This window comes from Flavobacterium maritimum (assembly GCF_040049085.1).
GTDB classification, from domain to species: Bacteria; Bacteroidota; Bacteroidia; order Flavobacteriales; family Flavobacteriaceae; genus Flavobacterium; species Flavobacterium maritimum.
This window is the reverse complement of sequence record NZ_JBDLZY010000002.1, coordinates 389,023-411,912: the sequence shown is the minus strand read 5'-3', so window position 1 is coordinate 411,912 and position 22,890 is coordinate 389,023. Positions and strand designations below refer to the sequence as shown.

Annotated in this window: 21 protein-coding genes; 19 read left to right on the top strand and 2 right to left on the bottom strand. The window is 36.6% G+C overall.

Annotated elements, in window-relative coordinates:
• Positions 1-143: 143 nt before the first annotated feature.
• The 6 genes from ABEB23_RS05780 to ABEB23_RS05755 all read left to right on the top strand — a co-directional run bounded on the left by ABEB23_RS05780 (position 144) and on the right by ABEB23_RS05755 (position 6,546).
• Positions 144-665, top strand: coding sequence for a PH domain-containing protein (locus tag ABEB23_RS05780; protein ID WP_348811492.1), 522 nt, complete (start codon positions 144-146; stop codon positions 663-665).
• Positions 665-2,179 (top strand): PH domain-containing protein, encoded by a 1,515-nt coding sequence (locus tag ABEB23_RS05775; RefSeq protein ID WP_348811491.1) that lies wholly within the window; start codon positions 665-667, stop codon positions 2,177-2,179. The genes ABEB23_RS05780 and ABEB23_RS05775 overlap by 1 nt, the downstream gene beginning before the upstream one ends.
• Before the next feature lie 96 nt (positions 2,180-2,275).
• The gene (gene menA, locus ABEB23_RS05770; protein WP_348811490.1) at positions 2,276-3,238 is read left to right on the top strand and encodes a 1,4-dihydroxy-2-naphthoate octaprenyltransferase; all 963 of its coding nucleotides are present in this window, start codon (positions 2,276-2,278) and stop codon (positions 3,236-3,238) included.
• 131 nt (positions 3,239-3,369) lie between these two features.
• Positions 3,370-4,047 (top strand): metal-dependent hydrolase, encoded by a 678-nt coding sequence (locus tag ABEB23_RS05765; RefSeq protein ID WP_348811489.1) that lies wholly within the window; start codon positions 3,370-3,372, stop codon positions 4,045-4,047.
• Between the two features lie 182 nt (positions 4,048-4,229).
• Positions 4,230-5,438 (top strand): tetratricopeptide repeat protein, encoded by a 1,209-nt coding sequence (locus tag ABEB23_RS05760; RefSeq protein WP_348811488.1) that lies wholly within the window; start codon positions 4,230-4,232, stop codon positions 5,436-5,438.
• Positions 5,439-5,490: 52 nt separating this feature from the next.
• Entirely contained in the window at positions 5,491-6,546 is a 1,056-nt protein-coding gene (locus ABEB23_RS05755; RefSeq protein ID WP_348811487.1) for an o-succinylbenzoate synthase, read from the top strand.
• A gap of 420 nt (positions 6,547-6,966) precedes the next feature.
• Here the strand turns inward: ABEB23_RS05755 and ABEB23_RS05750 are convergent, their stop codons facing one another.
• Both ABEB23_RS05750 and ABEB23_RS05745 read right to left on the bottom strand, forming a co-directional pair.
• Positions 6,967-7,545: an NAD(P)H-dependent oxidoreductase gene (locus ABEB23_RS05750; protein WP_348811486.1), complete on the bottom strand. Its 579-nt coding sequence runs from the start codon at positions 7,543-7,545 to the stop codon at positions 6,967-6,969.
• Positions 7,546-7,616: 71 nt separating this feature from the next.
• Positions 7,617-8,174 (bottom strand): Crp/Fnr family transcriptional regulator, encoded by a 558-nt coding sequence (locus ABEB23_RS05745; RefSeq protein WP_348811485.1) that lies wholly within the window; start codon positions 8,172-8,174, stop codon positions 7,617-7,619.
• Positions 8,175-8,855: 681 nt separating this feature from the next.
• On the opposite strand from ABEB23_RS05745, the gene ABEB23_RS05740 reads away from it, so the two are divergent.
• The 13 genes from ABEB23_RS05740 (at position 8,856) to ABEB23_RS05680 (ending at position 22,859) form a co-directional block, all read left to right on the top strand.
• On the top strand, positions 8,856-10,220 hold the full coding sequence (locus ABEB23_RS05740; protein ID WP_348811484.1) for an MFS transporter: 1,365 nt from the start codon (positions 8,856-8,858) through the stop codon (positions 10,218-10,220).
• Positions 10,221-10,280: 60 nt separating this feature from the next.
• Positions 10,281-11,585: a DcaP family trimeric outer membrane transporter gene (locus ABEB23_RS05735; protein ID WP_348811483.1), complete on the top strand. Its 1,305-nt coding sequence runs from the start codon at positions 10,281-10,283 to the stop codon at positions 11,583-11,585.
• A gap of 33 nt (positions 11,586-11,618) precedes the next feature.
• Entirely contained in the window at positions 11,619-12,998 is a 1,380-nt protein-coding gene (locus tag ABEB23_RS05730) for an MFS transporter (RefSeq protein WP_348811482.1), read from the top strand.
• A 169-nt stretch (positions 12,999-13,167) separates the two neighbouring features.
• A complete protein-coding gene (locus ABEB23_RS05725; RefSeq protein ID WP_348811481.1) occupies positions 13,168-13,995 on the top strand; it encodes an AraC family transcriptional regulator in 828 nt (275 codons plus the stop codon).
• Between the two features lie 355 nt (positions 13,996-14,350).
• Positions 14,351-15,472: a muconate/chloromuconate family cycloisomerase gene (locus ABEB23_RS05720; RefSeq protein ID WP_348811480.1), complete on the top strand. Its 1,122-nt coding sequence runs from the start codon at positions 14,351-14,353 to the stop codon at positions 15,470-15,472.
• Between the two features lie 8 nt (positions 15,473-15,480).
• Positions 15,481-15,771: a muconolactone Delta-isomerase gene (gene catC, locus ABEB23_RS05715; RefSeq protein WP_348811479.1), complete on the top strand. Its 291-nt coding sequence runs from the start codon at positions 15,481-15,483 to the stop codon at positions 15,769-15,771.
• 53 nt (positions 15,772-15,824) lie between these two features.
• Positions 15,825-16,751 (top strand): catechol 1,2-dioxygenase, encoded by a 927-nt coding sequence (gene catA, locus ABEB23_RS05710; protein WP_348811478.1) that lies wholly within the window; start codon positions 15,825-15,827, stop codon positions 16,749-16,751.
• Positions 16,752-16,914: 163 nt separating this feature from the next.
• Positions 16,915-18,264, top strand: a complete 1,350-nt coding sequence (locus tag ABEB23_RS05705; RefSeq protein WP_348811477.1) for a Rieske 2Fe-2S domain-containing protein — start codon at positions 16,915-16,917, stop codon at positions 18,262-18,264.
• A gap of 1 nt (position 18,265) precedes the next feature.
• On the top strand, positions 18,266-18,751 hold the full coding sequence (gene benB, locus ABEB23_RS05700) for a benzoate 1,2-dioxygenase small subunit (protein WP_348811476.1): 486 nt from the start codon (positions 18,266-18,268) through the stop codon (positions 18,749-18,751).
• A gap of 12 nt (positions 18,752-18,763) precedes the next feature.
• Complete coding sequence (benC, locus tag ABEB23_RS05695) at positions 18,764-19,783, top strand: benzoate 1,2-dioxygenase electron transfer component BenC (RefSeq protein WP_348811475.1); 1,020 nt, start codon at positions 18,764-18,766, stop codon at positions 19,781-19,783.
• 17 nt (positions 19,784-19,800) lie between these two features.
• Positions 19,801-20,589 (top strand): 1,6-dihydroxycyclohexa-2,4-diene-1-carboxylate dehydrogenase, encoded by a 789-nt coding sequence (locus ABEB23_RS05690; RefSeq protein ID WP_348811474.1) that lies wholly within the window; start codon positions 19,801-19,803, stop codon positions 20,587-20,589.
• A gap of 15 nt (positions 20,590-20,604) precedes the next feature.
• The gene (pcaD, locus tag ABEB23_RS05685; RefSeq protein WP_348811473.1) at positions 20,605-21,384 is read left to right on the top strand and encodes a 3-oxoadipate enol-lactonase; all 780 of its coding nucleotides are present in this window, start codon (positions 20,605-20,607) and stop codon (positions 21,382-21,384) included.
• A gap of 101 nt (positions 21,385-21,485) precedes the next feature.
• Positions 21,486-22,859, top strand: coding sequence for a 3-oxoacid CoA-transferase (locus ABEB23_RS05680; RefSeq protein ID WP_348811472.1), 1,374 nt, complete (start codon positions 21,486-21,488; stop codon positions 22,857-22,859).
• Positions 22,860-22,890: the final 31 nt, after the last annotated feature.

The following is a 22,890-nucleotide window of genomic DNA, read 5'->3' as shown; positions in this document are numbered from 1 at the left end:
TGGACTTAATAGAATCAAATAAATGCTAGCGTCTCCTTTGGTTAAGAATTTAGGCTGCAGATTATGCAGCTTTTTTAAAAAAGTTTACGTCTTAGCACAACATTATCTTAGCGCCTCCTATCCGATTAAATTAATATTTACTAATGGAAAATTTCAAAAACGAAACCATTGATACGACTCAACTTCCACGATTTGAAGCGGTGCCGTTTTCTAAATTGGATTCAAAATACCTCAATGTAGTTAGCATCAATTTGGTGTTAATTATAGCGGCACTTATTCTTGCTCCAATTATTTTTTCTGTTGTAAAACCGGAACTGTTTTCAGGAAGAGTCTGGTTGATTCTAGGGTTTCTGATTCCGTTACTATCGATACTGATAATCGTGTTTTCTGTCATTGGATTCAAGAAAAAAGGATTTGCTTTCAGAGATCATGATGTGCTTTTCAGATTTGGAATTTTAGCAACCAATACAACTATAATTCCTTATAACAGAATACAACATGTCTCTTTACATGAAGGATTAGTTTCAAGGTATTTTGGTTTGGCAAAAATAGAAATATTTACAGCCGGAGGAAGTTCCAGTGATCTTGAAATTCCCGGAATCAAAAAAGAACAGGCAGAAAACATCAAGCAATTGTTGATGGGGAAAATTCAAAAACAATTGTAATGAAGGACGATTTTAGTCAGCCACAACGGCAATCTATTGTTGGGATTCTAGTCATGTTCTTTTATGCGCTTCAGCAATATTTGAGAGCACTTTGGCCTTTTTTGTTGATTTGGTTATTTAAGTTTGACGAAGTCAATAAACTGTATTTTTTTCTGGTTATTTTAGTTACGGTTTTGCTGATTGGTGTTGTTTCGTATTTGAAATATTTGAACTTCACTTTCTTTTTAGATTCAGAAAACGAAGAGTTCATTATTACGGAAGGAATTTTTAATAAGACCAAAACTGCAATTCAGCTGAATAAAATCCAACAGGTAAACATCAATCAATCTTTTATACAGAGAATTATTGGGGTTTATGAATTGGCGGTTGATACGGCCGGAACCAACAAAAAAGAAGGCTCCATAAAAGCTATTTCACATGAATTGGCTTTAGAATTAAAATCCCGTTTGTTAGATAATGAAGGAAAAGCAGCGTTTGTTTTGTCTGGAGAACCTCAGTCGGTAAGTTTAGATAAAAACCTAACTACCGAGGAACATCCCTTTATAAAAATAAGTTTTTCGACTTTGCTCAAAGTGGGAGTGACTTCTAATTATGAAAAAAGTATTGCGCTTTTAGTGGTATTTATCACTACTATTTTTGAAAATCTTCAAAATTTTGGTAACGCAGATGTTATCAATAATGCTAAGGTGGGGGCTTATATCGACGGCGATTTAGTATTTCGGACTATCCTGATTTATGTTTTTGTTTTATTTGGAATCGTTTTGATTATTAATGTTGTACGAGTAGTTTTTCGTTATTTCGATTATAAAATAACGAGACAAAAAGGCTCGTTGTTACTGTCGTATGGACTATTGCATACCAAAGGGACAATCATTAAACCGGAAAAAGTTCAAATTACAACGGTGACGAGAAATTATTTTCAGCAGAAAATGAATATTCTCGAATTGAAAATTAAACAAGCGACAAGCGGGGAAAAAGAAGATCGTAAATCGACTATCGAGATTCCGGGTTGTAATGAATCAGAGCGGGATGCTATATTAAAATTGCTGTTCCAAAAGATTCCTGAAAAAGGAATTATGCTGAAGCCTAATTTTCGTAAACTTATTTTTTCAATTTTCCTGACAATAGGCTTACCTTTGTTCGGGTTTTATTTATTGAGGGATTTTATACTTTCATTGCTTGCCACAGTTGATTATTTGGTACCTGTTTATATTGGTTTTGTTGGTTTAATCCTGTTTTTTAAATTCAAAAACAACAGACTTTTTATAAACGATGATTTTATAATTAAGCAAAGTGGGGCCTGGGATATCAGTAATGAAATTATCGAACCAAGTAAAATTCAAGCTATTACAACCTCACAATTATTTTGGCATAAAAAATTGGACATAGGTTCTATAATTTTACACACCGCTGGGGGAAGTGTTACTTTTCAGTTAGGTGATTTTACAAAAATCAAACATTACGTAAACCTTTGGTTGTACGAAATAGAAACATCCGACAGCAATTGGATGTAAAAAGAATAATGTAAGGTGTAGGGAGGGAAGTTGTTTTAGCGAGTAACAATGACTTTAAACTCTAAACACATTAAATTTTAAACAAAAAAAAAGAATATGAAACATTGGATTGAAGCTGCACGATTGAGAACATTGCCCTTATCTGTTTCCGGAATTATCGTGGGAAGTGTTTATGCATTGGCGAACCCAACAGAAAATATACTGACGCCAACCGAAGTTTTCAATTGGAGGCTTTTTGCTTTTGCTATTTTGACTACACTTGGTTTGCAAATACTGTCCAATTTTGCCAATGATTATGGCGATGGGATGAAAGGAACTGATAACGAGGACAGGATAGGACCCAAACGCGCCATTCAAAGTGGTGTGATTTCTCCGGCAGCGATGAAACGTGCTATTATCATTACCTCATTATTGACATTGCTTTCGGCAATCTTGTTGATTTATTATGCGTTTACCGATACCAATTTATGGTACTCCCTGTTTTATCTAGTGTTGGGGATTCTGGCTATTGCTTCGGCAATTCGTTATACTGTTGGTAATTCGGCTTATGGATACCGTGGTTATGGTGATGTATTCGTGTTTGTTTTTTTTGGTTTAGTCAGTACTTTGGGAGTGAATTTTTTATATTCCAAACAATTGGATTTAATTTTGATTTTACCGGCAACCGCTATCGGGTTCTTGAGTGTGGCGGTTTTAAATCTGAATAATATGCGCGATGAAGTCTCAGACAGAAAAGCTGGAAAGAATACTCTTGTGGTTAAAATGGGGTCAGAAAACGCTAAAAAATACCATTACTTTCTAGTGATTGGAGCAATGGTTTTGGTTGTTGTTTTTGCTGTTTTGAGCGATTATCACTTTGATCAGTACTTGTTTTTGTTAGTGTACATTCCCTTAACTAAACATTTGATAACAGTGTCTAAAAATCAGGAACCTAGAGCTTTAGATCCCGAATTAAAAAAAGTGGCTTTAAGTACTTTTGCTCTTTCTATTCTGTTGTCTTTGTGTATGGTTTCTTTGATATCAGATATAATTGTGAATCTTTTCTTAGGAGGAAGATAATTCAATTTCAATATCAAATTTCAATATCAAGTTTCAAAAATAGTATCAAAATTTAATAGTAATGGCATGGCAATGTCGATTACAAAAAACACAATACATTTTTATATTTTTCAATCTTTAAATTATAAATAATGAAAATAACATTTTATGGCCACGCGTCTTTGGGTATTGAAGTAAACGGTAAACATATTTTGGTTGATCCTTATATTTCGGCCAATCCACAAGCGTCTCACATAGATGTACACTCCCTGAAAGCCGATTTTATCCTTTTGACCCATGCCCATGGTGATCATATTCTGGATGTTGAGGCTATTGCTAGACGAACGCATGCGGTAATTGTTTCCAATGCTGAGATTGCAGGGTATTATGCCGATAAAGGCTTTTCGTCGCATCCGATGAATCATGGCGGAAGTTGGAATTTTGACTTCGGGAAAGTGAAGTACGTGAGTGCTGTCCATTCTAGCTCTTTTCCGGACGGAAGTAACGGCGGAAACCCTGGAGGTTTTGTCATCGAAAGCGAGCATAAAAACATTTATATTTCAGGCGATACGGCACTTACAATGGATATGAAACTCATTCCAATGCGCACGAAACTGGACTTGGCTATTTTTCCTATAGGAGATAACTTTACGATGGATGTTGAGGATGCAATTATCGCTTCAGACTTCGTGGAATGTGATAAAATCCTGGGGATTCATTATGATACTTTTGGATACATCAAGATCGATCATGAAGATGCGATCCGTAAATTCTTCAACAAAGGCAAAGATTTGATGCTTTTGAAAATTGGGGATTCCATAGAATTATAATTTTAGATTACTGTGAACGCTGTCGAAGGGGAGCTGTTTCCCGCTATTCGTTGCAATCTTTTTGTTCTTAAAAAAAGAACAAAAAGGATTTTCACTTCTATCGGGGCTAGGCTTTCCGTTGATCATTTAATTTTGTGGACTTTTCGAGGAAACTCGTGAACTTTGCGCTTAATTTTTAAATCATGCAAAAAAAGCATTTCGTTAGTTTATTTTTATTATTGCTCACATCAATCAATGTCTTCTCGCAAAAAGATGGCTATTGGGACAAAGAGCGCGCCACTACCAAAGAAATAATTGTTTCTGCCAGAGATCGCATTATCATCAAAACAGATGAATTACCAGCTGGGACAACCGAAGTCGTGTACCGAATCACGCTTTTGGACGAGAATCAGCAAATGGCAGGTAGTTTAGTTTCGGTGTTAAAAGCTATTCCGGACCCAACAGGAATCAGCCAGGGGTCTGCCGGTGCTGTTTTTATCTTATCTAAAATTTCAGGCGATGATAAGTGTAAATATGCTGTTTTTTCAAAAGCTGAATTAGCTTCAGAATACAAGAAAACAGGAAAAACAGATGAGGCCTGCTTAGTTCAGGATACGCCTGTCAGCAAAGACGCCAAAAGACTTTCTGCAGATAAATCGGCTTGTTTACAAGCGAACGCCAATGCCATTTGGTTTGGTTTCGAAAGCAAGAACTGGATTATGAACCAAAAGATAATTTTGGAGGTAGTGCCTTGGGTTGATATTAAACTAAGCAAAGGATGGACAGTTGATAACAGAAAATCAATTATCGATCAATGCAAAACTTCGAATCTGGCTCAAAAAATGACCAATTCAGATAATTTCTGTGTTTGCATTCTAGATAAAATTCAAGCGAAATACAAATATCCAGAATTCCAAAAACTATTGGCTGTGGAGCGTAATAAAGCTTTTAAAGATTTTGGCAACAGCTGTTTTGGTGAAACCAGTGTTTCCAGTGCTACTTATACTGATTTGCGCAAACAAGCTTCAAGTTTGGTAAAGCAAGGCAAACATGGCGAAGCAATTGCTAAATTAAGCATGATAATCAATGACGGGAAAGCCAATGCGTTAGATTATAATGCGATAGGAAACAGTTATCTCCTGACGAAACAGTACGGAAAAGCAATAAAATACCTGAAAGAAGGTGAAAAGCTGGACGATTCAGAACTATTGATAAAACTAAATTTGGCACATGCTTATTTGTTGAACGATAATTTCAAAACGGCCAAACCGATTTACAAAGAATACCAATCCCAAAACGTAACGGACAGTTTGAGTTGGACTCAAAAAACAAAACAAGATTTTGAAGCCTTTCAGAAAGCAGGAATTCAGAACGATGATTTTGAAAAGGTTTTGAAGATGATGAAGAATTAGTGAGATAAAAAATCTAAAACATAAAACGTAAAATCTAAAATCTAAAATTGTTTTGAAAGCGACTTATCACAAATACATTCTGAATTTCAAACGGCCATCAGGAACTTCCCGTGGTGTGATGAACGAAAAGGAAACCTGGTTTATCGTTTTGGAACAAGGCGAAAAAAAAGGAATAGGTGAGTGTGGTATTTTGAGAAGTTTGAGTATAGACGACAGACCGGATTACGAAGAAAAATTGCAGTGGACTTGTGCTAATATCCATCTGGGAAAAAACAAGCTTTGGGAAGCTCTAATTGAGTTTCCTTCGATACAGTTTGGAGTGGAGATGGCGTTCCAGTCCTTGGAGAGCGAAACACCTTTTTTACTATTTCCTTCAGACTTTACCAGAGGACAAAAATCAATACCTATAAACGGCTTGGTTTGGATGGGTGAAGAATCTTTTATGAAGCAACAAATTGAAGAGAAATTAAGGGATGGTTTCCGTTGCATCAAGTTAAAAATTGGTGCTATAGATTTTGATAAAGAGCTACAATTATTGCGCTTTATCAGGACGCATTTTACTCCTGAACAGGTGGAAATCCGAGTGGACGCAAATGGTGCTTTTAATACATCTGAAGCTTTAAATAAATTAATGCAACTATCTGAATTTGAATTACATAGTATAGAACAACCGATTAAAAAAAACAATACTGACAGTATGGCAGAATTGTGTAAAATTACTCCTTTTCCTATTGCTTTGGATGAAGAATTAATTGGCGTTTTTACACTGGCTGAAAAAGAAGAATTACTGCAAAAAATAAAGCCGCAATACATTATTTTAAAACCTAGTTTTATAGGAGGAATTCGTGGTTCGCAAGAGTGGATTTCGTTGGCTGAAAAGTATAATATCGGTTGGTGGATTACCTCTGCTTTAGAGAGTAATATCGGACTGAATGCCATTGCACAATGGACATTTTTGCAACACAATTCCATGCCGCAAGGATTGGGTACGGGAGCGCTTTATACCAATAATTTCGATTGCCCTTTAGAGGTTTTAGAAGGGCAATTGTGGTATAGCAATAATCAGGACTGGAAGTTTGATATCGGTCAATTTCAAGCAGAAAATTAATATTGGTTATTAATTTCTGCCCTGGAATGTTTTAAAATTATATTCACTTCGGCAAAATATTTTTCTGTTAAAGATTAATATAGGTGAGAGGTTATATAAATTTAATTGTTTAATTTAGAGAACTTAAATGGGAATAAAAGGTTCTTGTGAAGTCTTTTATATTTTTCAATTTGTTTTTAAAACCACTGAACTATCAAAAAGAAAGTCAAAATAGTAAAACAAAATATTCACGAGAGACTGCATCGTGAGCCTTACTATGTTCATCCTAAACTGAAATTTATTCCCAATATCATTTTAAATCTCATTTACTTCTTTGTTTCATTTGCCTTGATTGGAACACTTTTGTATTTCGTCTTAAGATATCTGATTCAAAAATTTTATCATTTAGATTAAAAGGAAAATTTTTTGACGTATGTCACATCAGGATAGTCGCAAGCCTAATTTCTCGACTTTTTCCAACCATTTTTTTCGAGCGACATCTGTAGAATTTTTGATAATGCCTATATATGTTACTTTGACTGGTTTTACCCCGCAAAATGCTAAAGTTGATCTTTTGAGCTGATTGACACTTGGTCTTCCATAGACAAATCGGTAATACCATCCCGGCTGATCAAGAGTAGTAATAATATGGGCTGTTTTGCCTTTTAACAGTTTGTCCCAAAACATGGAATTTTCTCGGTACTGAAACACAAAACCAGGTAAAAAAAGCCGATCGATAAATCCCTTTGTAATAGCAGGTAAGCCACCCCACCAGACAGGATGTACCCAAACCATGTGGTCTGCCCACTTAATTTTCTCCCAGGCTTCTATCAAGTCTGGTTCAAGCTCCGTTCTTTTTTGGTAACCAAATTGTAAATTCGGATTAAAGTTTAGTTCAGCAATTACAATTTCTTTTATTTGTGCACCAGCTTGTAAGGCACCTTTTTTATAGGCAGCTACAAGTCCGAAATTAAAACTTTCCTTATTGGGATGTCCATTGATAATGAGAATTTTTTTCATTTTATACGAGTTATTTTTCGATGTAAAGATGTCTCAGAATTCTGTGTTTATAATAGACAAATGTCCTAAAATCAAATTTCTTTCCTTAATCTGCTCAAATGTCTGGGTGTTACCCCTAAGTAGGATGCTAAATATTTTAAAGGAATAAATTTAACGTATTTCGAATGATTGCTTAGCAATTTTTCATACCGTTGTTTGGCTGTATCTTTTTGAAATGAAACAATTCTTTTTTCTAAATCTACGTATTGCAATTCCGTTAAAAAACGACCAACGTTTTGCCAGGCAACACTGTTCTCATATAGAAAATTTAAGTTGCTTTTGGTTAAAACCAATATTTCTGTATCTGATATAGCCTGTATATTCTCCTCTGTTGGTTTTTGTGAAATAAAACTAGAAAAAGCCGACATCAATTCATTTTCAAAAGCGATACAATTGGTCATTTCCTTTCCTTCACCATTGGTATAAAAGGATCGCAAAATACCGGATTTAATTAGAACAATCTCTTCGCACACTTTCCCTTCCTGAATAAGGAAGCTTCCTTTTTTTAATAACCTCATTTTCGGCAAACCGTTCAATTTTTGCAATTCGGTATCAGAAAGTAATTGTAAGGATTTGAAGAAAGAAATCATGGCAGATTATTTTTGGAATACTGGTATTGTTGAAATAGTAAATGGCTATCGGATTGTAAAAATCAAATATAGCGTAAAACTTACAATGTTGTAAATAGAACATAAGTAAAAATTGGAAAGTGTGTAATGTGAAGATTTACAGTTGTTTGCTTTTGTTTGCGAATTATTAGGAGGTGACTATTATAGCTGAGGAGGCAAACGAATCATTTAACAATCTATTTACTATAAGCCGCTGTAAAACATTTGATTTGTCCTGTTATTGATTCAAAAGGACAATTTTTCACCTCCATTAATTTTAATATTTGCATATCAATATTAAAAACGGATAATAATTGTGTTTTGAATAATTAAAACAAATAATTATTAGTAATAAGTAAGTTATTCTGTAAATGTGTTGCTGAATAAGTAGAATACAAAATACAGATTGAGACATTATGAGTTTGTTCTTCCTGCGTGTAAATGGAAACTGCAATAGGACATCAATATTAATTAACTGCATCGGTAAGAGATGTTAACGATATAATGGGTTTAACCAGAAATTAAATTGCGAAGAACCCTTTTACACCTACAAATTTTTATATGGAAAAATTTGTTGCTTTAGGCTCAACCATATAACAGCCTAATTTTTTATTACCTAATTAACCAACAACAATTAACCTTTTAATCAAAAAAACAAAAATTATGCGAAAAATAGATATTCACAATCTGATAGACAAAGCGAAGTTTGGCGGATTTCACTGGACAGTATTATTCTGGAGTGCGTTAATTATCATTTTTGATGGCTACGACCTCGTAATATATGGAGTTGTACTTCCCATATTAATGGAAAAATGGAATCTATCGCCGATTGAAGCAGGAGCTTTAGGGAGTTATGCGCTCTTTGGGATGATGTTTGGCGCATTGATATTTGGAACACTTTCCGATCGTATCGGACGAAAAAAAACGATTATTACTTGTATTTTCCTATTCAGTGGATTCACGTTTATTAATGGATTTGCAGAAACTCCATTACAGTTTGGAATTCTCCGTTTTCTAGCCGGACTCGGGATTGGTGGCGTAATGCCCAATGTCGTTGCATTAATGACTGAATATTCCCCTAGGAAAATCAGAAGTACCTTGGTAACCATCATGTTTAGCGGATATTCTGTGGGAGGAATGCTTTCTGCCGGATTGGGAATTGTTTTGATACCTAATTTCGGATGGGAATCTGTTTTCTATGTTGGATTAGTACCCATTCTTTTATTGCCCGTAATCATTAAATTTTTACCTGATTCTGTTGGGTTTTTGGTGAAACAAAACAGAATTGACGAAGCTAAAACGATACTTTCTAAAATTGATCCAACGTATATTCCGCAAAAAGGAGATCAGTTAGAAGTTGGTGAAGAAAAAACTAAAGGTGCCAGTGTTGCAAAATTATTTAAGCACAATCGTGCTGCCAGTACAATAATGTTCTGGATTGCCTTTTTTAGCTGTCTGTTGATGGTTTACGGTTTGAATTCCTGGTTGCCTAAATTAATGAACAAAGCGGGTTACGAATTAGGATCCAGTCTTACCTTCTTGTTAGTATTGAATTTTGGAGCTATAATAGGAGCCGTAAGTGGCGGATGGCTTGGAGATAAATTCAATCTGAAAACAGTTCTGATTTCTTTCTTTGCAGTTGCCGCTATTTCTTTGAGTTTATTGGGTTTCAAAAGTTCAACTCTGGTACTGTACATATTAATCGCTATTGCAGGAGCCACCACTATTGGGACACAAATTTTATGTTACACTTATGTAGCACAGTTTTACCCTATAAACATTAGGTCTTCCGGTATTGGTTGGGCTTCTGGAATAGGAAGATTAGGGGCTATTTTAGGACCAATCTTAGGGGGAACTTTACTAAGTATAGGATTGCCTTTCCAATTTAATTTTGTTGCTTTTGCCGTGCCTGGAGTGCTGGGTGCTTTAGCGGTTTGTTTTATTAGCGTAAAACACAGCCATGACAAAAAAACCGAATTAGCCCAACAACAGATACTACAGTTGGATCCTATCGTGGCAGATGAATAACAAACCAAAAAGACTAAAAATCCTCAGTAGTTAAGGATTTATAAAACAAAAAATATAAAGATGAATTTGAATAAAATAGTTGCCCTGACGGGTTTGCTAATCACTACCGCTATGGCTAGTGGTCAGGAAACTGCACAAAAAAAAGACAGCATAGTTGCTCCTAAACCTGAAAAAAAAGATCCACTTTTTGACGTTAAATTTTCAGGATTTATCAGACACGACGCTATGTATGATTCCCGTCAGACAGTTGATGTAAGAGAAGCTGAAGTAATGCTTTGGCCAAAAGATGTTAGTTGGGACGAAAACGGAGAAGACAGAAATGCCGCTCCGCAATTCCAAATGTTAGATATATTATCCAGAGTTGGTGTCAGAGTAAATGGACCTGATGTTTTGGGGGCGAAAGTTTGTGGTTTCTTGGAAGGAGATTTCTTTGGTAATGCAGAAGCCGGAATTAACGAATTTCGCCTACGACACGCTTGGATTACACTTGATTGGGATAAAACTCAGTTAGGAATAGGTCAATATTGGCATCCGCTTACGATACCGGAGATATTCCCGGGCGTGGTTAATTTCAGTGGCGGAGCACCATATATGCCTTATAATCGAAATCCACAGATACGGTTAACCCAAAAAATAAATGATTTCAATCTTATTCTTGCCATTGTTTCACAAAGAGATTTTACGGCCAATACGACTCCGTACAGAAACAGTGCACTTCCTTCAGGACATGTTCAGATGAATTATAAAACCAAAGATCTGATTGTAGGTTTGGCTGGTCATTTTGAACAAATTCGCCCTAAACTAAGTTCCGGTGATGCAAATAATGTCTCTAATGAACGTGTGAACAGTGTTTCTGTTATGGCTTACACGCGTGTGGAAACGAAACCGGTTACCATTAGAGCGGAAGCAGTTTATGGAGAGAATGCAGCTTCCTTTATCATGCTAGGAGGGTTTATTGGCTATACTTTGCCAGACCAGATTGAAACTTATACTACTATGAGTACACAATCGTATTGGATTGATTTCGCAGGAAAAACAAAGAAAATAATTCCTGGTTTTTTTGCTGGATTCAGTAAAAATGAAGGAGGTAAGGACGTGATTAATACTGCTGGTGTAAAAGCTAAAAGTTACGGATTTGCATCGGCTGTTGGAGGTATCGGAGCAGGAACTGGAGCCAGAACAATTAATTATATTTATCGATTGGCTCCCAGAGTTGAAATGCCTTTCAAAAAATTGAAATTTGGATTGGAAGTAGAATATTCTGTCGCCGAATGGGGAGATGCTGACAATAGCGGCAGAGCGGTTGCTAATCTTAATTTGGTGCCCAATACAAGAGTATTATTTTCGACAACATATACATTTTAAAAGTTCTTTTTTACAACCATTTTAAAAACCATTATGAACGAAACCAACAGGTGGCTGTCTTTGATTATTGTGCTTGTGGCACCATTACTGTCGGTTATAGACGTATACATTGTGAATATGGCATTGCCAGAAATCAAACAGCAGTATATGACTTCAGACAGTAATACGGAATTAGTGATTAGTTCATATTTGTTGGGTTATTGTGTTTTTTTGGTTACAGGAGGAAGAGCTGGGGACTTTTATGGACGAAAAAAATTATTCATCCTTGGAATGCTGTCTTTTACTATTACCTCTGCCTTATGTGGTTGTGCAGGAACGATTTTAGAATTAATTATTTTTAGATTTTTTCAGGGTATGGCAGCGGCTTTCATGATTCCTCAGACTCTGACTATAATACAATTAACATTTCGGGAAGCCAAAGAAAGGAATACTGCCTTTGGCTTTTTCGGAATTACCCTTGGAATCGCTTCAATTTTGGGACAATTTTTAGGAGGTTATTTTGTGGCGCACGATTATATTGAAGAAAGTTGGAGATTGATTTTTTTAATTAATGTGCCATTTGGTTTACTGACAGTTTTGTTTTCCATTTTTTTCCTCGATGAAACACGCTTGAATAGAAAAGGGAAATTTGATATGACAGGCGTCTTATTATTAACTGTTTCTTTGGGAAGTTTAATTTATTGCCTCACATTGGTTCCAGAAGAAGGACTTTCTATTTTGGTAGTACTTTTACTGTTTTTATCAGCTGTTCTTTTGTATATATTTTGGAATAACCAAACTAAGAAAACCCAGGAACAAAGCAGTCCTTTGATGAACACCAATCTTTTTAAAATCAAAAGTTTCAATCTGGTCTTGCTGGTCGCTTTATTCTTTTTCGGAGCACACAATTCGTATCTGCTAATTTGCGCCGTTCAATTCCAAAAAAACTTGGGTCTTGATCCTTATGTAGCCAGTCAGTATTTTACTTTTAACGGAATTGGTTTTTTGATTTCTTCTTTTATTGCTTTTAAATTATTGCATAAATATGGGATCAAATTGTTGATTGCAGGTTGCATCATTATGATCTTTTCTTTGGTTTTGCAGACACTTACACTGGGTAATAAAGAGAATGTAGATTATGTTCCTTTGTATCTTTTGTTGTATGGATTGGGTCAAGGAACACTTTTGCCTTCCATTTTGAATTATGCCCTTAAAAAAATTCCTGTTGATTATGCCGCATTAGCCGGTGGCGTGTATTCAACGGTACAGCAATTTTCCTCTGCTTTTGGAATCAGTATTATTGGCAGTGTTTTCTTTTATAGTTTAAAAGAAGGATTAGATGGTTATGTGATTGCGATGAGTATGGCTATTGTTTATCTAATTTTGGTTGCATTATTATTATACCGACTTTCTAAATTGAATACGGTAACATAGGACTTAAGTACCTATTGTTTTACTTTTAATCGAAAATGTGAAATAGGACTAAAACGTTGTAGTTGTATTTTCACTATCTTTGAGGCTTCTCAAAAACTTTTTTTGAGTCATATACTACATGAGGAGTAAGCTGTTTTTTAAGGGGATTTATGGGGATAACTCGATCGATATGGTTAGGGATATTATCCATATTACTCCAATGGAAATGACTGGTAAACGCCATGAATGGTATATTAAACCTCATGCACATAGTGACCTTTTTCAAATTTTTGTGGTGGAAAGCGGGTATCTTGAATTGATAATTAATGGCGAAAGTCAAGTGGTGGATAGTGTCTCTTTTTTTTCTATTCCAAAAAATATCAGTCATGGTTTGCGCATGAATCCGGATACCAAAGGATGGGTAATCTCCCTTTATGACAAATCCTTGGAGAATATGTTGAAGCTTGATACCGATATCATCAATAAGATAGACGAAATCCATATTTCAAAATTATCCGAAGATGATAAATTAATCAATGATGCTTTGACAACCATTCATAAATGTATTGATGAATATTATTCTGAATTACCGGGTAAGCAACACGCATTGCAGTACTTAGTGGGAATGATGTTGTTGCGTTTATACAGGGTATTTGTAACTTCTGCCGCTGTTAATCTTTCTGATAACAAGAATAAAATGTACTATAGACGTTTTGTTCAATTAATTAAGGAACAAAAATCCTTTAAAGTTAGCGTGGAAGACTATGCAGCCCGTTTAGCTATTTCGAGCGGACATCTCAACCGAATCTGCAAAGATGTTTCCGGTTTGTCTCCTAAAGATGTTATCATCAATTTTTTTATTGATGAGGCTAAAATTTACCTCCGTAATTTTGATATGGCGATTGCCGAGATATCATATGAATTAGATATTGAGGATCCCGCTTATTTTACCCGTTTGTTTAAGAAAAGAACCGGACTCACTCCCAAAGAATTCAGAAGTCAATTAGGACGTAAGTAATCACTCTCTTCGTTTTTTACCACCACGATAATTAAAATACGATACATGTCAATTCTATACATTCGACGTGTATTGCACTCTTATTTCGCATTTTACCGTAAAAAGTATTGTTAGTCCTGCTTTTTAAAAGAAATCACACCTATTTTTCTGTGTTTTTGTTGTTTAAAGCTATCGTAAACAAATAGTTATGCTTTTTGCCTATTTGTTTGATTTGTCTCATTAATAACAAATTAATCCAATTTTTGACCCTCCGTTTAGCTATAAATTTGTGATAATCAAACAGTAAGTGAGTGCTCATTAATTATTGAGTAAGTACTCACTCCTGTAGCAATCAAATAAATTTAGACACTAGAAAATGAATAATCCCATTATTGAAAAAATTGAAGCAACTCTGGTTGATTTGCCAACAATTCGCCCACATCATCTCTCGATGACCGTGATGAAAAACCAAACTATGGTTATCATTCGATTGTTTTGTAGTGATGGTATTGAAGGAATTGGAGAAGCAACAACCATTGGAGGATTGAGTTACGGAGAAGAATCTCCAGAGAGTATGAAACTCAATATCGATACGTATTTCTCTCCTTTATTAATAGGACAGGATGCTACCAATATTAACAAAGCAATGTTTTTGATTGAGAAAAACATTAAAGGTAACCGAATCACGAAATCAGGGATTGAAACGGCACTTTTGGATGCACACGGAAAACGATTGGGTGTTTCTGTTTCAACTTTATTGGGAGGGGCAACTACCAAGACTTTACCGGTTTTATGGACATTGGCCAGCGGAGATACACAAAAAGACATTGAAGAAGCAGAACATCTTTTAGCTATTGGAAGACACAACACTTTCAAATTGAAAATTGGCTGGCAAGCCCCTGAAATTTCTATAGCGCACGTTGCTGCAATTAAAAAAGCCATGGGTGACAGAGCCAAAGTAACGGTAGATGTGAATCAGGCTTGGGACGAAAGTACTGCAAAAATAAGTATTGCCAAATTACAAGATGCCGGTATTGACCTTATCGAACAACCAATCGTTAAAGAAAATTTTGAAGGATTGGCGCGATTAGCAAAAATGTTTACTGTGCCTATTATGGCTGATGAAGCGCTGAATGATATTACGGATGCCTACAAATTGGCAAAAATAAGAGGAGGAGATGTTTTTGCTTTAAAGATTGGAAAATCAGGAGGATTACATAATGTACTAAAAGTCGCTACGATTGCAGAAGCTGCTGATATCAGTTTGTATGGGGGAACATTATTGGAAGGGACAATTGGTTCAGTTGCTTCGGCACATGCTTTCAGTACTTTAAAAAAGATGTCTTGGGGAACGGAACTTTTCGGACCGTTGTTATTGACTGATGACATTGTGAAAAATACCGTAGTGTTTGCAAATTCAGCTATGGAAATCCCTCAAGGTCCCGGTTTGGGCTTAGAATTAGATTTAGAAAAACTCAATAAATACAAACGTAAATAAATAAAAGTATGTTATTCCACGTAGAGATGACCGTAAAAATTCCACAGGATTTAGATGTGGATTTTGTAAACGAATTAAAAGCAAGAGAAAAAGCCATGTCCCAGGAACTGCAACGCATCGGCAAATGGGTTGACATCTGGAGAATTGTCGGAAAGTATTCGAACATCAGTATTTTCAATGTAGAAAGCCCGGCTGAGTTGCATGACATTTTGAGCAATTTACCCCTTTTTCCTTTTATGGAAATTGAAGTAAAATCATTATGCAAACACTATTCTTCTATCAAAGAAGGAGAATTATAATCTATTAAAAAATCAAAAAAACTATATCAATTAATTATTTAAAAATCAATATCATGACAAGAGCACAAATCGATGGATTACTTAAAAAAATCGAAAGTACAGAACAACCAAATGGTGGAAGTGAAAGAGTAAAAGAAATTGTAAACAGAATCATGCGTGATTTGTTTTACACTATTGAAGATTTAGACATCCAACCGGATGAATTTTGGCAAGGAATTAATTTTCTTACCGAAGCAGGACAAAACGGAGAATATGGTTTGATTGCTGCAGGTGTAGGATTAGAGCATTTCTTAGACTTACGTTTGGATGAAGAAGAAGAAAAAGCAGGAATCACAGGCGGAACACCAAGAACTATAGAAGGCCCACTTTATGTTGCAGGAGCACCAAAATCAGTAGGATTTGCCCGTCTGGATGATGGAACTGAAGTTGAAGAAGGAGAAGTTTTCTTTATGCAGGGAAAAGTGGTGGATGATAACAACAATCCAATTCCGAATGCAATTGTAGAAGTATGGCATGCCAATTTAAAAGGTTGTTATTCTTATTTTGATCAATCACAAAGTGATTTCAATTTAAGAAGAACGATAGTAACAGATGAGAATGGAAACTACCAATTCCGTAGCATCCTTCCTTCAGGATATGCAGTTCCTCCAGGTGGATCGACAGAAAAACTTTTGAGTTCTATTGGTCGTCACGGAAATCGCCCGTCACATGTTCACTTCTTTGTTTCTGCACCAGATTGCCGAAAATTAACAACACAAATTAATTTTGAGGGAGATCCATACTTATGGGATGATTTCGCTTTCGCAACCCGTGAAGGTTTAGTTCCTACTCAAATTACAATTACAGATGCTGAAAAAATCAAGGAGAAAGGTTTAGACAGACCGTATTCCTCAATCGATTTCGACTTCACTTTGCACAAAGAAATTGAAGGAATTCATGATACGGAAGTGGAAAGATTGAGAGCAGAAGCTTTAGTATAATCGAAAACAGCCAGTAGGTTAACCTTTAATTTTAGAACATTTTGGACTTGTAGAATCCCCGTGAGAATTAACGAATCGAACTGATTTCAAAAATATTCTCATGGTGGTTTTACCCAAAAGAGACTAAGAACAAAATTCTTCTGACTACTAAACAACAACACAAATGGAAAATTTAAACAAAGAATATATAGATAGCCTACTGGAAAAAAATGTTGCAGAAGGTCTTTATCGTCATAACAGAGAATCGTTTACCAATCCGGAACTTTTCGAATTGGAAATGAAATATATTTTCGAAAACAATTGGGTATACCTGGCTCATGAAAGTCAGATCACAGAGGTTAACGACTACTTCACTACTCACATTGGAAGACAACCGATCTTTATTTCCCGTAACAAAGAAGGTGAATTGAATGCCTTTATCAATGCCTGCAGTCATAGAGGAGCACAGCTTTGTCGTTATAAAAAAGGAAATAAATCAACCTATACTTGTCCTTTTCATGGCTGGACTTTTAATAATTCAGGTAAGTTATTAAAAGTAAAAGACGTGAAAGGTGCGGGATATCCTGAGCAATTCAACACAGAGGGATCTCACGATTTGAAAAAAGTGGCCCGATTTGAATCCTATAAAGGATTTTTATTTGGCAGTTTAAATCCGGATTCTTGTTCCTTAGAAGATTATTTGGGTGACACCAAAAAGATTATAGATCAAATGGTTGATCAGGCTGAATTTGGATTGGAAGTGGTTAAAGGGGCATCTTCTTATACTTATGATGCGAACTGGAAAATGCAAATGGAGAATGGTGCCGATGGTTACCACGTAAGTTCTGTACATTGGAATTATGTGGCGACAATGGGTAACCGTAAGGAGGATGGTGTAAAAGCGGTAGATCCTAACGGATGGTCAAAAAGTATTGGGGGCGTTTACGGTTTTGACAATGGTCATATTTTGCTTTGGACCAAAATGCTAAATCCTGAAGTACGTCCGCTTTACAGTCAATTGGATAGATTGAACAGTACACTAGGGGAAGAAAGAACTAATTTCATTGTCAACGAAACACGCAACTTGGCGATTTATCCGAACGTGTATCTGATGGATCAATTCTCCACTCAAATACGGGTATGTCGTCCTATTTCTGTGGATAAAACAGAAGTTACGATTTACTGTATCGCACCCAAAAATGAAGCTGCGACAGATCGTGCTTTACGTATACGTCAATACGAGGATTTCTTTAATGTAACCGGAATGGGAACACCTGATGATTTGGAAGAATTCAGATCGTGTCAAGAAAGTTATTTGGCCAAAGCAATGCCTTGGAATGATGTCAGCCGCGGTGCAGAACACTGGGTTTACGGTCCGGACGAGCATGCTGTCGCGATGGGAATCAATCCAAAATTAAGCGGAATCAGAACCGAAGACGAAGGATTATTCCTGATGCAACACCATTATTGGGCAGATACCTTGAAGGATGCTTTAGAAAAAGAGGAATTGATTAACCAAGTAAATAATTTGTAAGATGACAAATTTTGAAAAAATACAAGCTTTTGTTTATCAGGAAGCAAGACGTTTAGATGATAAACAATGGGATGAGTGGCTACAATTATATGATGAACAGGTACAATTTTGGATGCCATCTTGGGATGATGAAGATAATCTGACAACCAATCATGAGACCGAAATTTCATTGATTTATTATCCAAATCGTTATGGTTTGGAAGACCGGGTTTTTAGAATCAGAACCGAACGTTCGAGTGCTACTTTACCAGACACCAGAACAAATCATATGATTTCAAATATTGAAATTCTGGAAGAAAATGAAGATGAGGTTAAAATTCGTTTTAACTGGAATACATTCAGTTTCAGGTACAATACATTGGATCAATTTTTTGGAGTTTCCTTCTACACTTTGAAAAAAGAAGGAGATTCTTTCCTAATCACGAATAAAAAAGTCATCCTGAAAAACGATTATATCAGACAGGTTCTTGACATCTATCATATTTAAAATTTAAAAGTAATGGCAAAAATAGCATTAAACTTTGAGGACGGAGTAACCCGATTTATAGATAGTTTACCCAATGAAACCGTCGCAGAAACGGCCTATCGTGTTGGGATAAACATTCCGTTAGATTGTGCCGATGGCGCATGTGGTACTTGTAAATGTAAAATGAGATCTGGAAGCTTTGATGCAGGAGACTATATCGAAGAAGCCTTGTCAGATGAAGAAGCTGCAGCAGGTTTTGCCCTTGCTTGTCAGGTAAGACCAGAATCAGATCTTGTAGTGGATATTTTGGCTAGTTCTGCTGCCTGTAAAGTTAAATCTACGGCAGTAACGACCGTAATTAAAGAATTGAACAAGTTATCTTCAGAAATCTATCAATTAAAATTGCAAGCTTCAGATAACAGTTCTTTCGAATTTCTTCCGGGACAATACGTAAATATTGAAGTTCCGGGAACAGCACTGACCAGATCATATTCTTTCAGTTCACAACCGGGTACTACAGAAGGTGAATTTTTAATCAAATTAGTTCCCGGGGGATTGATGAGTAGCTATCTGAAAGATTTGGCAACCGAGGGAACCGAATTAAACATCGTAACTCCTTTGGGAAGTTTTTATCTGAGAGATGTCCAACGCGAATTAATTTTTATTGCTGGCGGAACTGGAATTGCTCCTTTTATGGCGATGCTTGAAAAATTAAAAGCGGAAAATAACACTACTCCTGTGCATTTGTTTTATGGTGCAACAACCGGAGAGAACGTTGTGGAATTAGAACGATTGAAAGCATTCAGTGAAATCATGCCTTTGCAAATTTTTACTTGTACGTCAGATGAAGCGGCAGAAGGTCATGATAAAGGATTCGTTACCCAATGGATAAACAAAGATATTCTAGGAGAAACAGCCTATGATATTTATATCTGTGGTCCAAATGCAATGGTGGAAGCAGTTAAAACAACACTGCAGAAAGAGGATATTAATCATGTTAATTTTTACATGGAGAAATTTGTTCCAACGGGACAAGAAAGTGTACAATTATAATTTAGTAAAGGATAAAAATGCTTCACCCTAATAGATTTTCAGCTAAAGTTGCCATTGTTACTGGCGCCGCTCAAGGAATAGGAAAAACGGTTGCCTTGCAACTGTTAGCCGAAGGTGCTTCGGTGGTAATGGTCGACCGCTCTCCATTGGTCAATGAGATCGCTTCACAATTGAGCGAAGAGCAAAAGAATAGAACACTTCCTGTTATCGCAGATTTGGAAACATTCAAAGGGTTTCAGTCAGTTGTTCAACAGGCGGTAGAGAAATTTAACAAAATAGATATTTTGATTAATAATGTAGGAGGTACAATCTGGATGAAACCTTTTGCTACTTACGAAGAAGATCAGATTGAAAAAGAAATTCGTCGTTCCCTTTTCCCGACACTTTGGGGATGCCGGGCAGTACTTCCGGTGATGTTGGATCAAAAAGCAGGGGTCATTGTAAATGTTTCTTCTGTGGCAACCCGAGGAATTAACAGGGTGCCTTATGCTGCTGCAAAAGGAGGGGTCAATGCACTGACAGCTGCGATGGCTTTTGAATATGCTGAAAAAAACATTCGAGTGAATGCAGTTGCACCTGGCGGAACTGAAGCTCCGGAACGATTGATTCCCCGTAATGAAACTCCTGATTCAGAACAGGAAAAAATATGGCGACAAGAAGTGGCGGATCAAACGACCGAATCAAGTTTAATGAAACGCTACGGAACCATTGAAGAACAAACTTCGGCCATACTTTTTTTGGCATCAGACGAAGCTTCTTATATCACAGGAATTACGATTCCGGTTGCAGGTGGTGATTTAGGTTAACCAAAAAATGAAACAATGTCAAAAATAAAAACACATAATACGCCATTGAATTACGTATTTGATGATTTCAAGAAAGAGCAAACAATCGTTTTTTCTAATTCATTGGGGACCGATTTAAGCATGTGGGATAAACAAGTGGGGTTGTTGGGGCTCGAATTTAATGTGCTTCGATATGACACCCGGGGTCATGGTAAAAGTGAGGTTCCAGAAGGAGAATATTCCATCGAAATGCTGGGAAAGGATGTCTTGGAATTACTGGATTATCTGAAGATTGATAAAGTAAATTTCTGTGGATTATCCATTGGTGGATTAACCGGACAATGGTTAGGCATTCATGCACCGGAACGCTTACATAAACTGATTCTTTCTAATACCGCCACCAAAATCGGAAATGAGGAAGGATGGAATAACCGCATCGAAACGGTTCGGCAAAATGGGTTGAACAGTATTGTTTCAGGAACACAGGAACGCTGGTTCACACCTGGGTTTGTCACTGAAAACAAAGTGGTTGTAGACGATGTTTTGTCTGTTTTTGTAAAAACACCTTTAGACGGATATATGTCGTGCTGTGCTGCCGTTCGGGATGCTGATTTTACTGAGGAAGTTTCAAAAATTCCAGTACCTACCTTAATCATTTCAGGAACGGAAGACGCTGTTACTACGGTAGAAGATGCTAAATTTTTCAAAGATAAAATTCCAAATGTGACTTTGTTTTCAGTAGAAGCGGCTCATATTTCGAATATTGAAAAAGCTACCGATTTTACCAGACTATTGGCTGAATTTATTAAAAATTAGAAATGACTATGCAGAAATGAGCATAGCGGACATTTGTTGCAATTTCGAATGAGGCCAGGCTGATTACTTAAGATCTATAAAAAAACAATAATTAAAAATATATGAAAACAGTTCCACAAATAACAACCGAACAAGCCGCTGCATTAGTAAAAGACGGAGACACTTTATTGCAAGGAGGTTTTGGTATGACAGGAAATCCTGTTCATTTAATGGATGCTTTATCGAAAACGCAAACCAAAAATATCACTTTCATTGGGAACAATGTAGGAGAAGCAGGAATCGGTGGCGGACGTTTGTTGCGAAACGGACAATTGAAAAAAATGATTGGTTCTTTTTTTACCAGTAATCCGGAAGCTGTCAAAGCAGCCCAAGACGGAATTGTAGAATATGAATTGATTCCTCAGGGAACTTTGGCGGAAGCCTTACGAGCAGGAGGTGCAGGAATAGGAGGTTTTTATACGCCGACCGCTGCCGGAACGCCAATCGCAGAAGGTAAAGAAACGAAGGTTATTGACGGTGTTGAACAGGTTTTTGTAAAAGGGATTCGTGGAAACGTTGCCTTTATCAGAGCTTGGAAAGCCGATACTGCTGGGAATTTAACGTATCGTATGACAGAACAAAACTTCAATCGTGCGATGGCTACCGCTGCTGATTTGGTTATTGCCGAAGTCGAAGAGATTGTACCTGAAGGAACTTTGGATCCCAATTACATTCACACGCCAGGCTGCTATATTGATTATTTAGTTCAGGCCACACTTACATTAGAGGACTTAGGTTCATCGGCATCAGTGAGTAAAGGTAAAAAAGTGAGTGAGGATCGTATGAATATCGCTAAACGCGCCTTGCAGGAACTGAAAAAAGGAGATGTGGTTAATTTGGGTATCGGGATTCCGACTTTAGTTGCCGATTTAATTACGCCAGAGCATGGGGTTATTTTGCATACCGAAAACGGAATGTTAGGCGTTGGTCCGGAACCCGCAGATGGAGGAGGAGCCATGGACTATCCGGTTAATGCCGGGAAGATTCCAGTGACCGCTTTACCGGGGAGCAGCTATTTTGATAGTGCAGAATCCTTTGCCATGATACGTGGAAAACATGTTGATATCGCTATAATGGGAGGGTTAGAGGTAGATGAAGATGCTAATTTGGCCAATTGGGCTGTTCCAGGACAGCCTTTATTGGGTGTAGGAGGCGCGATGGATTTGGCCTCTGGTGCAAAAACGCTGATCATCACAATGAATCACAACAACAGGGACGGAAGTTCTAAGGTGGTGCCTAGTTGTAAATTACCTCTGACTACCTTGCATTCTGTGGATATGGTTATTACGGAATTAGCCGTTTTCAAATACATTAACAACAAACTGACATTAACAGAATTAATGCCGGGAGCAACTTTAGAAGAAGTTCGTGAAAAAACAGAAGCGACATTTGTCGAACAACTGTCTTCAAAACATATTGTTGGGATAGAAGTATAAGCTTTTTTCTATTCTGATAAGCTAACATAAA